The sequence below is a fragment of the Ochrobactrum sp. 19YEA23 genome (genome assembly GCF_029909865.1).
GTDB classification, from domain to species: domain Bacteria; phylum Pseudomonadota; class Alphaproteobacteria; order Rhizobiales; family Rhizobiaceae; genus Brucella; species Brucella gambitense.
Window position 1 is genome coordinate 73,566 of sequence record NZ_JASAMQ010000006.1, and the last position, 13,464, is coordinate 87,029.

The following is a 13,464-nucleotide window of genomic DNA, read 5'->3' on the forward strand; positions in this document are numbered from 1 at the left end:
GAACTCCCCCTTAGTTCACTGGCCGTTTCACACACCGAAATCCGACATGACTTGTGGATGTGTCCTCAGGTTCCGCATGGCGCGCAGCCGGACGATAGCGGCGGCAGTAATCGGGCGAGCAGAGATGGGAACCGCCTTTAAGTACACGTCTGGCGATGCGGATATCAGGCTGCTGCGGGTCTAAACTGGCCGATGCCTCGCCGCCACGCGGATTGCGCGGTATGCAGCAGGGACTGGCCGCCGGTTCCGAATGTTTGGTCGACCAGTAATCATTGGTCCATTCCCAGACATTGCCGATCATGTCATAAACGCCATAACCGTTGGCGGGAAATGACCGCACCGGCGATGTTCGCTCGCGACCGGCCGGTTTCGTGCTTTTTACGGGGAACACGCCCTGCCACGTGTTGGCCATGGCGATACCGCCCGGCATCAGCTCGTCGCCCCAGGCATATTCCAGATCCTCAAGCCCGCCCTTGGCGGCGAACTCGAATTCGGCTTCAGTCGGTAAATCGAGACCTGCCCACTGAGCATAGGCAAGTGCATCGCAGTGGGCTACATGAACAACGGGATGATCGAGCTTGCCGCGTAAATCGCTCAGCCCGCCCAATGGCTTGCGCCAATTAGCTCCGAATTTGAATTTCCACCACTGGCCTATATCGCGGCCTTCGACCCTTTTCGGCGGCGTGAACACAAGCGAACCTGCGCGCAGCATTTCGGGCAGAGCGCCGGGATAATCTCGCGGGTCGGGTGCTTTTTCCGCCATCGTGACATAGCCCGTCTCTTCAACAAAACGGGAAAACTGCCGGTTGGTGACAGGTGTTGTGCTGATCCAGAACCCATCCACCTTTACCGGATGCTGCGGGGCTTCTTCAGGATAATGGTTATCCGACCCCATCTGAAACGCGCCTCCCGGTATCCAGGCCATTTCGTCTGAAGCCTGCTCGGAATAACGTTTGCTCGAAGCGTTCATACCCATCGTCATCCTCCGCGAAATTATAAAAAGGTTGCCTTTGTGCCTGTTCGGCTGGAAGTACGTTACGGTAAATCAGAGGGGCATGTCAGGGATTCAGCTCAACAAGCGCAGGCGGCTTTGTGGCGCTTTTATGCGAAATGCGGTTCTCAACCCCGCGAACAAGAACACGGCGATCGATCCCTTCTGCGCTGCCGTTTCCATATAGCTGCCGCTGCAGGATATCGATCTGTGTGATGAGAGACTTGTCCTTCGCTACTTCAGCCCAATCCTTAAGGGCGGAGTATCCGTTGCGACGCGACCAGACTTCCAGAGCAGCATTGATTTGTGTGTTATCACCCGTTTTTATAATGCGAATTGTCTGCCGTTTCTGCATGCCAGCAGAGTTCCGGCGCCGCTCATCCCAGTCGTGCAGAAGCTTCAAAAGTCGCGCCCGATACCGCATGGCGACAGCAAGAGCTGCTGCGATGAGAAGCACGGCTATCGCCACTATCCAAACGAGTTGCCGACTTGCAAACTTGTGGCCAATTGGCTCAACGGGGGGCGATGGCTTCGCCAATCCCGGAGCGACCGTTACAGTTGTCGCGGTCAGAGTTGCGTTTTGAAGCTGTTGCGACTTTATGTCAAACCAGCGATACGAAATCGCGGGCAGCGAAAAAATACCGGGCTTCGATGCGGTGTAGACAATGGTTTCGACGCGACGGCTTGCAGTCATTCGTCCAACGGGGACATTGTCCATTACGGTCGCTGGCTTCACATACTGGTCTAGCCCCTGAGATGTTCCAACATTGATGGGCGGAATGGTGATCGCTACCGTATCGGTAGCGGTAACGGTCAGTGTTCTGACCAGAGCGTCTCCTGTCTGCAATTTGTCTGGTGCCCGGTCGAAATTTTGCGTCAGGTCCAGGGAACTGGCGGCAAATTCCGGTTGTCCCGCCTGCTGAGCAGCGCCGACTGTAAAAGACAGGGGTGGGCTCGTCACGGTGGTTTGCTTGGGGTTGCCATCATCAAGATAATCGAACGAAATCTGGATTGCCGGAATAGCGTAGTTGCCGCTCACTTGCGGTATGATGGAGTAGCGCTTTTGAATGCCGCTGAACTGAACGCCATTTATAGTGTCGGTGACGTTTTGGGATCTTTCGTCAGGCAGAGTCACCAGAGCGTGGGGAAGCGCGAACAATGGAAATTGGGGTGGCGAGGTAAAGAAACCCGGAGCAAGCACATTGAACACGAGATGCACTTGTTGCCCGGGCACGATTGCGCCGGTTTCTTCGATCTTGGCGCGCATGATGGGTTCCTGCGCTGCGGCATTGTTGACGAATAACTTGGTCGTCAGAAGCAAGGTGAAAATGACGAGGCGAAACAGGATGTTCATTTGGCGCCGCCTTCCGCTTCAATCGAAAAGCGGCGCGCCAACATGGCTGCGGGACTTACGGCAATGTTTTTGATCCACATCTGGGACGTTTGTTCTGACACGGCAATTTCGGCATCTTTGCCCTGTTTGCCTTTATCATCAAACTGGACACTGTCGGGCTTCAGACCCGGATCTTCCGCCTGATCCTGTTCTTCTTTCTGCTGCGCTTGCAGAAGGCGTCTTGCTGTCGCGAGATTGGCTTGAATATCTTCCGATGCAGGATTTGCCTGAAGCGCCTTTTCATAGGCTGAAACAGCCTCCGTAAACTTCTTCAGATGCATGAACGCATTGCCTTGATTGTACCAGCTATCCGGACTGTCGATGGTGGCGAAGGCATTGATCGCATCCTGATAGCTCCCCGCTCGATATGCGGCCACACCACGCCACATGGGGTTTCGAAACAATTTAGCAGCTTTGGAAAAGTCATTATTTTGAATAGCAATTCGCCCCTGTTGATCCTGCGTTAGCCACATATCTTCGAACGTACCAGCGCTTGCCGGATCGTTTCCGATCAGATGAAACGCAATGATCACACTCCCCAGCCGGACAACCCAGCCGCGCCTGAAGGTGAGGGCGAACAGCAACGCGGCTGGTATGAGAAACCACCATCCGCTGTCGCGCCATCGGCTATCCTTGTCCGATTGCTGCTGCGCAAAGTTTCCTTGTATCTGTGCGGTAATCCATCGAACATCGGCGTCGTCGTCAGTGACTGTTGTAACTGCGACGTTGTTGGAGGAACGCAGTTGTTCCAGGCTATCAGAATCGAGTTTGGCAACGAGACGAGCACCATTGTCCGATGAAAGAAAGCCACCATCTCCGGTCTTGATCGGTCCACCGTCTGTCGTGCCAATGACCAATACGACAATGCCATTATCCCGTTCATCGCTCAGTGATTTAATGGCGGGAGCTTCCACCCCATCAGTCATAAACAATATCGTTCCGGAAGAACCGTCTTCTTTTAAAAGGTCAGTGGCACGGGTAAGTGCGGCATTCGTATCCTTGCCGGGACGCGGCATGATGCCCGTCGAAAGCGCATCGGTATAGGATTTAATCAGATCGGCATCGTCGGTAAGCGGCAAAACCAGATGCGCGGTCCCGGCATAAGCGATCACTGCCGTTCTGGCCCCAGCGCGGCTTGCCAGAATATCGTGGATTTTCAGCTTTGCTCGTTCGATGCGGCTTGGGCTGATGTCAATGGCATCCATCGTCTGGGAAAGATCGACAGCGATCACCAGCGAAGCCGTATCATGCACGAATGGCGGTGTTTCCTTATTCCAGCTAGGACCGGCGATTGCGAGGATCATGATGGCCATGATGAGCGCCAGAAGCGTGGCAGGTTGAAAACGCCGTTTGCTATCCCCTTCGATAACCAGCCGTTCAAGCAGATGTGGAGCGATCATATTTTTCCACTTCTGCCTGACATTCGACGATCGCGCGGCAAGCCAGACCAGAATGAGCGGCGCTACCAGTAAAATCAGCCAAACGGGGCGAAGGAAGTGAAAGTCGGAGATCATGCTGCTGCTCTCCGCGACATTCGTGCCTGTGCAACACTAAGACAGAGAGAAAAGATCAATATCATCAGCGATAGTGCAGCCGGATACTGGAAGAGCTCCCGTCGTGGTTGCCATGACAGTTCCTTCTGTTGCTGTGGCGTTATACGGTCCAACATATCGTAGATGGCGGCGAGACTGGCCTGATCCTGACCGAAGGAATAGCGCCCACCCGTTTGCGTGGCGATGGCCTGCAATGTTTGTGTGTCGACCTTATCCTCGCCCGTCGCGGATGGGTCGCCAATCGCGACGGTGTGAATGACGATGTGGTCGTCTTTGGCAATCTCGGCGGCTTTCAAAGGTGGCATCTTGCTGGCCGTGTCATTGCCATCAGAAAGCAGGATGAGAACCTTTTCAGGCACGTTCGATTTTTCGAACATGCGAATGGCGAGGCCGATGGAGTCGCCCATTGCCGTTCTGGGACCGGCTTCGCCCGGCACGAGTGAGCCAATCATTGTCCGGATTAAATCGTGGTCTATCGTGAAAGGCGCTAGCGGATAAGGGGCGTCGCCAAAGGCAATCAACCCCAGCCTGTCGTTTGTCCGCCTTGCAACAAAGTCGGCTACCACTGTTTTGACTGCGTTGATCCGCGTGTCCAAAGCTCCGCTTGGTGTTGCAAAATCGCGCGTGTCCATCGATTGCGAAAGGTCGAGAGCCAGCAGAATATCACGCTGTGGTATTGTTTTGAAAATCGGTGGTTCGATCAGTTGCGGTCGAGCCAACGCCAGAACCATGAAGCCCCAGGCGAGCAGATCGAGGGCGATTTGCCACCAGCTTCGCCGTGGAATGATCGATCCTACCGTTGGCTCAACGCCAGCTGCGCGCGCGACATCTTTGAAGAAGGGTAGCCTGATTGAAGCGGTCGACACCCGATGGCTTGGCAGGAGCCACCAGAACAGCACCGGTACTGGCAACAGAAGCAAGAGCCACGGATGATCGAGTTCATACATGATGCCTCTCGATCCACAGACGCGCCTGGCCGACGATCACAGGCAAGTCTTTTGTCGGTCCCTGTTCATATTCCTGAACCGTTAGGAGCGCCTTCAGGTTGATTCCGAGCGGTTCTGGACTGTGCTGCTCAAGGAAACTAACCCATTGGCGACCGGATAGGGTTGCGACATCGATGCGCGGCCAAGCGGATAGCGCGGTGCGCTTTATCAGCTCGGCGATTTTAGTTCCAGATGATTGCGTCATTGGTGCATTGTTGGAAATTGCTTCCAGAACGCGGAGCGCCTCACGTCGATAGGCATTGCGACGATAGCGGATTGCCCATCGGACAATGAGGACGGCAATTCCCAACAGAAGCAAGGCTGCCAGCAACCCCCATCCCCAGGTTTGCGGCATCCATGAAACAGGCGGCGGAATGGCAATGTCGTGGAGCGACCGTAGGGCGGTTTCTGTTGCTTGATCCACTACCGTCTCCTTTGGCGCCACATGGACTTTTCAAGGAGATTGCGTAATTGCGGCGCGGTTTCTTCTGCTGTCGAAATTGGCAGCATGGGGAGCCCAAGTTCCCGTTGCCAGGAACGAAACTCGCGCCCGCGATTGCGCGCGAAACTATCGATTGAATTGCGCATCGTGCCCTTGCCGAAGGTCAATTCGGCCTGCGTAGTGCCACCGCTGACCACGAGTTCACCGGTCTTTGGGAGATCGAGCAGAAAGGGGTCGTAGACCAGAAGGCAGATCACGTCGTTGCGGCTTGATATCTGCAACAAGTAATCGCGGGTCGTATCGTCATGGCCATCGAAGTCGCTGACGACGATCACAAGATAGTCGTGATAGGCGATGGCGCTGACGTGATGCAAACTATCATTCAACATCGATGGCGCGGGATCATGCGCATAACTGGCATTCAGCGCGGCGTTTTTCTCCGCGATCTGGCTTGCCAATCCGATCACCGCATTGCGGCTGCGTTGCGGCTTGATCTGTGCGGTATCTGTATCGCCGAACACGATACCCCCGACACGATCACCGGATCCTAAAATGCGCCAGGCACACAGCATCGCACACTCGGCGGCAGTGACAGATTTCATAGCGCGTTTGCTGCCGAAAAACATGTTGATGCGCTGATCGACGATTAGGAGAGCAGGGCGTTCCTTCTCTTCGCTATAAACCCGCACAACCGGCTTCATCGTGCGCGCGGTGACACGCCAGTCGATGGAACGGATATCATCCCCGGGGAGATATTCCCGCAGTTCTTCGAAAGAGAGACCGCGGCCACGCACAGCCGAGCGCATCCGTCCGGCGAGCTGGCGGTGGCTGGGGGATTTCTGCACAAAGCTCAGATCACGCGCTTGCGCCTCAAGAGCAACGAGTGCGGATGTATCTACATAGACGCCGTTTTCCACGCTCGCACCTGCACTCATGACACGGCTACCAGCTCTGTGATGCGGTCTATGATTTGATCGGGCGTTGTGTTTGATGCATGTGCTTCATAGGACAATAGCAGCCTGTGCCGGAAGACATCGTGCACAATCGCCTTGACGTCATCTGGCGTGACAAAATCACGGCCTTTCAACCATGCATAGGAGCGCGACATCCGGTCAAGACCGATCACACCGCGCGGGCTTACGCCCACCTGTAAAAGCTTGGCGAGGTCAGCATTATAGCGATCTGGATAACGTGTCGCGAAGACGAGCGCGACCATGTATTTTTCGACCGGCTCGGAAACTGTGATTGTCCCGATTTCCTTGCGTGCATCAAAGATGCTCTGCGCCGATAGGCGGGTAGTTTTTTCTTTTGCGGGAGCTTTATCGTGGGCTTCCTGCTCCTCGCTTCTGTTAAGGCGCATGATCGCAGCTTCTGATTGTTCATCGGGATAATCGACCCGGATGTGCAACAAAAAGCGATCCAGTTGCGCTTCGGGCAGAGGGTAGGTGCCTTCCTGTTCGATCGGATTTTGCGTTGCCATGACCATGAACAGGTCCGGCAACTGATAGCTCTTTCCACCCACGGTTACCTGCCGTTCTTCCATCGCTTCTAGCAAAGCCGATTGAACCTTGGCGGGCGCGCGGTTGATTTCGTCGGCAAGAATGAGATTGGCGAAGATCGGTCCCTGCTGAAACTGGAAGGCGCTCTTTGAGCCGTCCGAAATGTAGATTTCAGAGCCGGTGACATCGGCTGGCAGCAGATCTGGCGTGAACTGGATACGTGAAAGTTCGGATTCGAGATTTTTCGCAAGGCTTTTGATTGCACGGGTTTTGGCCAGTCCCGGAAGCCCCTCGACCAGTATATGGCCATTTGAAATGACACCCAGCAATAAGCGCTCGACCATTTGCTTCTGTCCGATGACAGATTGGCCCACACGGTCGCCGAGTTTCAGAATATCATCGCGTGCAGTCATGCTTTGCTCCTGTCGACGAAGAAACGACACGCGCCGAAGCGCGTGCCGTTATTTCGAATGTCAGTTCGCTTTGGCCTTTGCAGCGTTCTCTTTAATCTTGGCCTCGACATCGCGAGATATCTGATCAATCGAGAAGCTTGCTGGTTCCTGACTTGGCGGATATTCGATAAAGGTCTGCAGGAATTCCGCTGCATGCATGGTCATCTGAGCGAGCTTGAAGTCGTTTCTCACCAACCAATCAAAGTACTGATCGGAGACGATATCGGCGCGTTCATACGGGTCCATACGCAGGTTGTAGAGCTTGGGGACACGCAGTGGCGTGAAGGGCTGCTGCCAAACGGCGAAGCCACCGGGGTGCTGCATCTCTACGAATACCGCCTTCCAATCGCCAAGACGATAGGCAACCAGAACGCCGTCATCGTTGAAGTAAGGGAAGTCATTGCGTGCGCTCTTGGTTTCCTGACCCGTGAGGTATGGCAGCTGATTATAACCGTCCAGATGCACCTTGAACTGCTTTCCGCCAATGCTCGTGCCCTTCAAAAGGCGGTCCTTGATATCCGTATCGCCAGCAGCTGCCAGCAAAGTCGGGAACCAGTCCATGCCGGAGAACATGTCATTGGCTACTTGTCCCGGCTTGATATGGCCCGGCCAGCGGACAATAGCGGGCACGCGGAAGGCGCCTTCGAAATTGGAGTCCTTTTCATTACGGAACGGCGAGTTCGCCGCGTCCGGCCAAGTGAAACGGTTTGGTCCATTATCGGTCGTGTAGACGACGATTGTATTGTCTGCGACACCAAGATCATCCAGTGTCTTCAAGAGCTTGCCGACATCGCCGTCATGCTCGATCATACCGTCGGCATATTCATTGCCGGTCATGCCGCTTTGACCGACCATTGAAGGACGGACATGGGTGAACAGATGCATGCGTGTCGTGTTCATCCAGGTAAAGAACGGCTTCTTCTGGTCGACCTGACGTTTTATGAAGTCGATTGCAGCATCGGTCGTTTCATCATCGATGGTTTCCATGCGCTTCTTTGTCAGAGCACCGGTGTCCTCGATTTTTCCGTCAGCGCTTGCCTTGAGGACGCCGCGCGGCGTGCTCATTTTGGTAAAGGCTTCATCATCCTTCGGCCAGTTCGGGTTTTCGGGTTCCTCTTCGGCGTTGAGATGGTAAAGGTTGCCATAAAACTCGTCAAAGCCATGATTGGTCGGCAAGTACTCGTCGCGGTCGCCTAAGTGGTTCTTACCGAACTGGCCGGTTGCATAGCCAAGAGGCTTCAGCGCCTGAGCGATGGTGACGTCGCGCGGCTGTAGGCCGACCGTTGCGCCCGGTACGCCAACTTTCGACAAGCCAGTTCGTTTTGGTGTCTGACCGGTGATGAAGGATGAACGACCTGCGGTACAACTGTTCTCGGCATAGTAGTCGGTGAACATCAGACCTTCATGCGCAATCCGGTCGATATTCGGAGTGCGATAGCCCATGACACCGAACGAGTATGCACTGATATTCGTCTGGCCGATGTCGTCACCGAAGATGACGAGGATGTTCGGCTTCGCCGCGGGTTCAGCGGGCGCATTCTGCTGCGCGTAAGTGGGTGTGGCAACCGTCGCAGAGGTCACTGTCATGACCAATGCGGCGGTTGCTGAAAGTAGCCTGCGGATGACGGGTTTCCTCATAGCGGCCTCCTCAAAATGGATGTATTCAACATTCCGTGCTCCTGTTCGCGAGGCAAATTGGGATGTCGTCGATGCTCATATCGATGGCAACTTTGGGAGGCTCGAATAATTCGGAAGCGACAGTAAGTACGTTACTGTAAATGGGCGACGATATACGTGTTGCGCCATTGACTCCGATTCATAAGGGCGGATCGTGAACGCTGAGGTCACCATACAGACCCATCGCATTTACCGTAACGTACTGCCACCCGCACAAATTGATGTCATTCTTTGAATACGAAGATCCGTTGAGGGGAGATCCGTGGACAGTGAACCAGGATGAGCCAGTCCGCCGCAACGCGAGCTCTGCGTCGAGAAGCGGACTCAGTAAACTCATGTTAAAGCTTCCATCTGTGCGCTCGGAGCTGAAACAATTCTCCGTGGAGCCGCTGATAGGTCTTTTCGAGGCTTATGATGAAGCTAGCAATATGTTGGATAAGTTGAGGCGGGATGAAGTTGAAATTACCCCGCTTTCCTTGGAGTATGAGACAATATGTAAGGAAATCGAGGAGGATGTCTTGCAATATTGCTTATCACATCGCTAAGTGGCGTCCCAAAATGAAACACTGTTCTTTAATTATCCGCGAATATTGACAATAGTCGTGCGGGGCTTATTTTAATCTCAAACAGCTAATTTATTCACATGTCGGGTCCGCGAGGGGTGGTATGGCACGGAATAGTAATGCGTTTGATGACCAAGAAATCTCAGATGAGGAAATTAAATCTGCGCTGGCTGATCTGACTGCGGATAAGCGTTTTCGTGCGACTGATCGGGGCAAAGCCATACTCAATTACATTGCGGGTCTACACTTTGCCGGTTGTGACGACGGCGTAAAAGGGTATTCAATTGCGATTGATGTCCTCGGTCGGCCAGACAGTTTTGATCCTTCTACCGATCCAATTGTACGTATAGAAGTCAGCCGTCTCCGCGCTGCTCTTGTGCAATATTATGAAGCTTTCGGCAGGGAAAAGCCGATTGAGATAGAGCTGCCAAAAGGTAAGTATGCGCTGGCGTTCAGTCGTCACACCACTGCTGAGACGCTCACTGCAGATGCTCTTGTCGGGCAGGAGCCAATTCCGCCTCCGTCATTGCCGCCCTTAACATTAAGGCGTCGTCTCAAGTACATGGATCTGGCCGTTGCCAGTTTCGCATTGCTGATCTCTTTAGCACTTGTCTATTTTCTCACCAATCGCTCTACAGACACTGTCAAACCGACAGTTGCAATTGACTTTAGCCCTGAGAACCCTGTCTTTAATCTAGAGGCTGAAAATGTTCGCGATTCATTGCTGATCGCACTTGGCAATTTTCACACACTAGCACTTCGTTCCAACGCTAGCGGGTCTATTGATCCCCAGATGCGGCTCCCCGCCTATACGGTGCGCATGCGGTATCGGGTTGAAGACCAGACCAGAAGCATCTGGTGGCAGGTAACGGACGAGGTCAAGAACGTGATTGTGAGTTCAGGCGTCGAAGAGGTGTCTGGATCGGGGCAAGCCGCAGAGCAGGTGCGTGCGGCCCTGTCATCCGCTCTTTCACAAAAGCTGGCTGCTGCGAACGGCGTAATTAATAGCCGGATCGCGACGGATGTGAAGAGCCAGTTCTTTGGGAATGTCTGTGTTCTTAAAGCAGAAATAGAGTTGGCGAAAGGTCAGGTACAGTCAGTCAGCCGGAATTGTCTTGAACGGACGCTGAAATATGATCCGCGACAGACAGATGCAATGGCTGCTCTTTCCCGTGTTCTTGTCAACTCCAGCGGACCGATCGTCACCAAAGATGCGCTCGATCGCAGTCTGGAACTTGCACAGGATGCTGTCTCTATCGCGCCGTGGTCTGATCGAGCCGAGTTTGCCTTGATGGACGCCAATTTTCGTAAAGGCAGGATTGAAGATGCGCTAGAGGCTGGTAAGCGCGCTGTGGCTCTCAATCCCAATAATCTGGAGATCAAAGCGACCTTGGCTCTGGTCCTGTTTGCTAACCAAAGCTGGGATCAAGCCATTGCCTTGATTAACGAAAGTGAACAGCAGAAGCGCAACATGGCTTTAAAAGCGCGCACGGTCCTCGCACTCGATGCTGCCCGGCGGGGTGACTGGCACGATGTATTGTCATTTGCCAATCAATTACCTCCGCAGAATGACTTGGCGGTTGGATTTCGCTTGGCGGCGCTAGTTCAACTGAAACCGACCGAAGCCACTGCAGAGTTGAAAGATGTGACGCAATCCAATCCCGGCCTGCATCAAGCAGTCGGTAACGAACTGGAAGGAATGAGCGTTCCACCTGTGGTCGCGAATGTCATCATGGATCAAATCCAGATTGGACAGACGCGGGCAGAGCTTCCCAAACCGACCGTACGGAATTGATTACATGGTACGTTCAGACGATTGGATGATCGTCGCATAAAACTGTCGTTTTTAAAGTCGAAGTGCGAAGTCCTTTGTCGGTGAGGATTTACCGTAACGTACTCATTAGACATTGCGCAAAATACGAAAAGAAACGAGTATCAGGAAAATAAGTATTCATAGATTCGAAAGAATACTGAGCAGTTTGCTCGTGGTCGAGGGGATGTCATGGGTCGATTTTCGCTGCATATGCTGGCACTGGGGTCACTTGCAGGATCGTTGCTTGTTCCATCGGTTGCGATGAGCGCGGAAGGAGGAGCGGGTTTCTACCTGTTGGGATCGAAGGGGCCTGCTGCGGGTATAACGCCCCCTCCCGGCGTCTATTTTCAGAACGATTTTTACTATTATCGCGGGGATCTTGGCGGAAATAAAAGCCTTCCGACAGGTGGCAAGCTGGCCGTTGGTGTGACGGGAACAGCGGCCATAGAGGTTCCGACCGTAATGTGGGTCTTGCCAGAGAGCATTGCCGGAGGTTCACTCGGTTTGGGCGCATCGCTGCCATTTGGGTGGAAGAAGACCGAAGCCGATGTCGTTTTGAATGGTCCGCGCGTCGGCGAGGTTTCGAGGGGCGTTCGGGATACGGTGTTTACCATTGGTGACCCCATCGTCAGTGGGTTTCTTGGTTGGCAGACTGGCAATTTCCATTACCAGGTCGGCACAATGATCAATGTGCCAATTGGCGATTATCAGGATGGAGAGATTTCCAATATCGCGTTTCACCATTGGGGTGCAGACATATATGCCGCCGGAACCTGGCTGGACCCTGCAATCGGCTGGGATCTCTCTGGTGTGGTCGGTATGACATTCAATGCGGAGAACCCGGCTACCGATTATAGAACAGGTAACGAGTTCCATTTTGAATGGGCAGCCGTAAAACACATTAATGCCAAGTTCGATGCGGGTTTGGTTGGCTATTACTATCAGCAGCTTTCAGGCGATAGTGGAGATGGAGCCGCAGCCCCTTTCAAGGGCCGTGTGGCTGCCATTGGTGCGACAGCGGGCTGGAACTTTGAGCTGGGTGAAACGCCACTTTCCGCCCGTGTTAAATATTTTCATGAATTCGCGGCGGAAAACCGGGCAGAAGGCGATGCAGTTATTCTGACATTGTCTATGCCTCTTTCGATGAGCAAACCGGTGGCTTCGGCAGACTAGGACCTATGGGGCAGATGTGTGCCCTCGTCCAGGACAGCATGTACATGACAGTTTCCAATATCGCTTGATGAGGGAGAAGGGCATGAATATCGGATCAGGTAAGATGGCCGGATTTTCGGTCGTGGTTGGAACGATATTTACAGTCTCTGTGCACTCCCCGGCGCAGGCAGATAATGACAAGCTCAGCGGCTTTCCAGCGATGGTTCTGAGTGGTGAGACGGCTACGGCCACGGTTGTTCAATTCAGCGTTCCTTTTGATAATCTGATCAGGCTGGCTGACAAGGACGTATCGCTCGGGAAAACCTCCCTGGAGGAAATTCAGTCGGTGGCGGGCGGTACCGTTCATAGCCATACCGTGTCATCAGTTGAGACCGCTTGGCTTTGCTATGAGATAAAGGGGGATAATTTGCCCCGGCGGATCTGGTTCATATCGGACGGTTTGAACAAGAAAAAGGGTCAGGGCGCCGTTCTTAATCTGGTCTCGGCAGAACTCGCGACTGATAAGGCTGTAAAATGTGATCAGCCGCGTATTGATCTAACCAGTCTCAAACTACCCATTCCGGCTCTGAGAGATGACAAACATGCTCTGGAGGAACGTTTGGGGAAGGTGAAGGCCAAGCAATTTGCACGCTATGCAAATGAGCGAAAAGTTTTAGGCGAGACGGTAGAGCAATCGCTTGTCTACCGTCTCGATGGTGACCGCATCACCGGCGTCGCGTTCTCCCAGGCGACGGCAAAATAGCGCTCTGCGCGTATCGCATATGAGGTCAAAGCCAGACCTCAATGTAAAGGCTGCACATATGGGAATTCGCCTGAATGATAGGTTTTTTGCGATTGAGGCACCGTGCACGAACCGGGCCACTTATCGTAGGCGCGATGATCTCGCTTCTGACGACGGCGGTATCATCGCTCGCTCAATCTG

General features: G+C 53.7%; 11 protein-coding genes. 3 read left to right on the top strand and 8 right to left on the bottom strand.

The annotated features are described in order from the left end of the window. Positions 1–10: 10 nt before the first annotated feature. The 8 genes from QBD01_RS15960 to QBD01_RS15995 form a co-directional block, all read right to left on the bottom strand. On the bottom strand, positions 11–976 hold the full coding sequence (locus tag QBD01_RS15960) for a formylglycine-generating enzyme family protein (protein ID WP_280993630.1): 966 nt from the start codon (positions 974–976) through the stop codon (positions 11–13). 82 nt (positions 977–1,058) lie between these two features. Then, entirely contained in the window at positions 1,059–2,345 is a 1,287-nt protein-coding gene (locus QBD01_RS15965) for a BatD family protein (protein ID WP_280993631.1), read from the bottom strand. Beyond that, positions 2,342–3,898 carry a VWA domain-containing protein gene (locus tag QBD01_RS15970; RefSeq protein WP_280993632.1) on the bottom strand — a complete coding sequence of 519 codons (1,557 nt, stop codon included), beginning with the start codon at positions 3,896–3,898 and terminating at the stop codon, positions 2,342–2,344. The genes QBD01_RS15965 and QBD01_RS15970 overlap by 4 nt, the downstream gene beginning before the upstream one ends. Beyond that, on the bottom strand, positions 3,895–4,884 hold the full coding sequence (locus QBD01_RS15975; RefSeq protein ID WP_280993633.1) for a VWA domain-containing protein: 990 nt from the start codon (positions 4,882–4,884) through the stop codon (positions 3,895–3,897). The genes QBD01_RS15970 and QBD01_RS15975 overlap by 4 nt, the downstream gene beginning before the upstream one ends. Then, on the bottom strand, positions 4,877–5,347 hold the full coding sequence (locus QBD01_RS15980; protein WP_280993634.1) for a DUF4381 domain-containing protein: 471 nt from the start codon (positions 5,345–5,347) through the stop codon (positions 4,877–4,879). Before QBD01_RS15980 ends, QBD01_RS15975 begins: the two co-directional genes overlap by 8 nt. Further along, entirely contained in the window at positions 5,347–6,300 is a 954-nt protein-coding gene (locus QBD01_RS15985) for a DUF58 domain-containing protein (RefSeq protein ID WP_280993635.1), read from the bottom strand. Before QBD01_RS15985 ends, QBD01_RS15980 begins: the two co-directional genes overlap by 1 nt. Beyond that, on the bottom strand, positions 6,297–7,277 hold the full coding sequence (locus QBD01_RS15990; protein ID WP_280993636.1) for a MoxR family ATPase: 981 nt from the start codon (positions 7,275–7,277) through the stop codon (positions 6,297–6,299). Before QBD01_RS15990 ends, QBD01_RS15985 begins: the two co-directional genes overlap by 4 nt. Before the next feature lie 60 nt (positions 7,278–7,337). Beyond that, positions 7,338–8,954: an arylsulfatase gene (locus tag QBD01_RS15995; RefSeq protein ID WP_280993637.1), complete on the bottom strand. Its 1,617-nt coding sequence runs from the start codon at positions 8,952–8,954 to the stop codon at positions 7,338–7,340. A gap of 705 nt (positions 8,955–9,659) precedes the next feature. On the opposite strand from QBD01_RS15995, the gene QBD01_RS16000 reads away from it, so the two are divergent. The 3 genes from QBD01_RS16000 (at position 9,660) to QBD01_RS16010 (ending at position 13,284) form a co-directional block, all read left to right on the top strand. Further along, entirely contained in the window at positions 9,660–11,351 is a 1,692-nt protein-coding gene (locus tag QBD01_RS16000) for a tetratricopeptide repeat protein (RefSeq protein ID WP_280993638.1), read from the top strand. 207 nt (positions 11,352–11,558) lie between these two features. Next, the gene (locus QBD01_RS16005) at positions 11,559–12,542 is read left to right on the top strand and encodes a transporter (protein WP_280993639.1); all 984 of its coding nucleotides are present in this window, start codon (positions 11,559–11,561) and stop codon (positions 12,540–12,542) included. Positions 12,543–12,624: 82 nt separating this feature from the next. Further along, positions 12,625–13,284, top strand: a complete 660-nt coding sequence (locus QBD01_RS16010; RefSeq protein WP_280993640.1) for a hypothetical protein — start codon at positions 12,625–12,627, stop codon at positions 13,282–13,284. The last annotated feature ends 180 nt before the right edge of the window (positions 13,285–13,464 follow it).

Bases quoted from the DNA above. Each gene is read 5' to 3' on its own strand.
- QBD01_RS15960 (WP_280993630.1), bottom strand. From the start codon at position 976: ATGGGTATGAACGCTTCGAGCAAACGTTATTCCGAGCAGGCTTCAGAC.
- QBD01_RS15965 (WP_280993631.1), bottom strand. From the start codon at position 2,345: ATGAACATCCTGTTTCGCCTCGTCATTTTCACCTTGCTTCTGACGACC.
- QBD01_RS15970 (WP_280993632.1), bottom strand. From the start codon at position 3,898: ATGATCTCCGACTTTCACTTCCTTCGCCCCGTTTGGCTGATTTTACTG.
- QBD01_RS15975 (WP_280993633.1), bottom strand. From the start codon at position 4,884: ATGTATGAACTCGATCATCCGTGGCTCTTGCTTCTGTTGCCAGTACCG.
- QBD01_RS15985 (WP_280993635.1), bottom strand. From the start codon at position 6,300: ATGAGTGCAGGTGCGAGCGTGGAAAACGGCGTCTATGTAGATACATCC.
- QBD01_RS15990 (WP_280993636.1), bottom strand. From the start codon at position 7,277: ATGACTGCACGCGATGATATTCTGAAACTCGGCGACCGTGTGGGCCAA.
- QBD01_RS15995 (WP_280993637.1), bottom strand. From the start codon at position 8,954: ATGAGGAAACCCGTCATCCGCAGGCTACTTTCAGCAACCGCCGCATTG.
- QBD01_RS16000 (WP_280993638.1), top strand. From the start codon at position 9,660: ATGGCACGGAATAGTAATGCGTTTGATGACCAAGAAATCTCAGATGAG.
- QBD01_RS16005 (WP_280993639.1), top strand. From the start codon at position 11,559: ATGGGTCGATTTTCGCTGCATATGCTGGCACTGGGGTCACTTGCAGGA.
- QBD01_RS16010 (WP_280993640.1), top strand. From the start codon at position 12,625: ATGAATATCGGATCAGGTAAGATGGCCGGATTTTCGGTCGTGGTTGGA.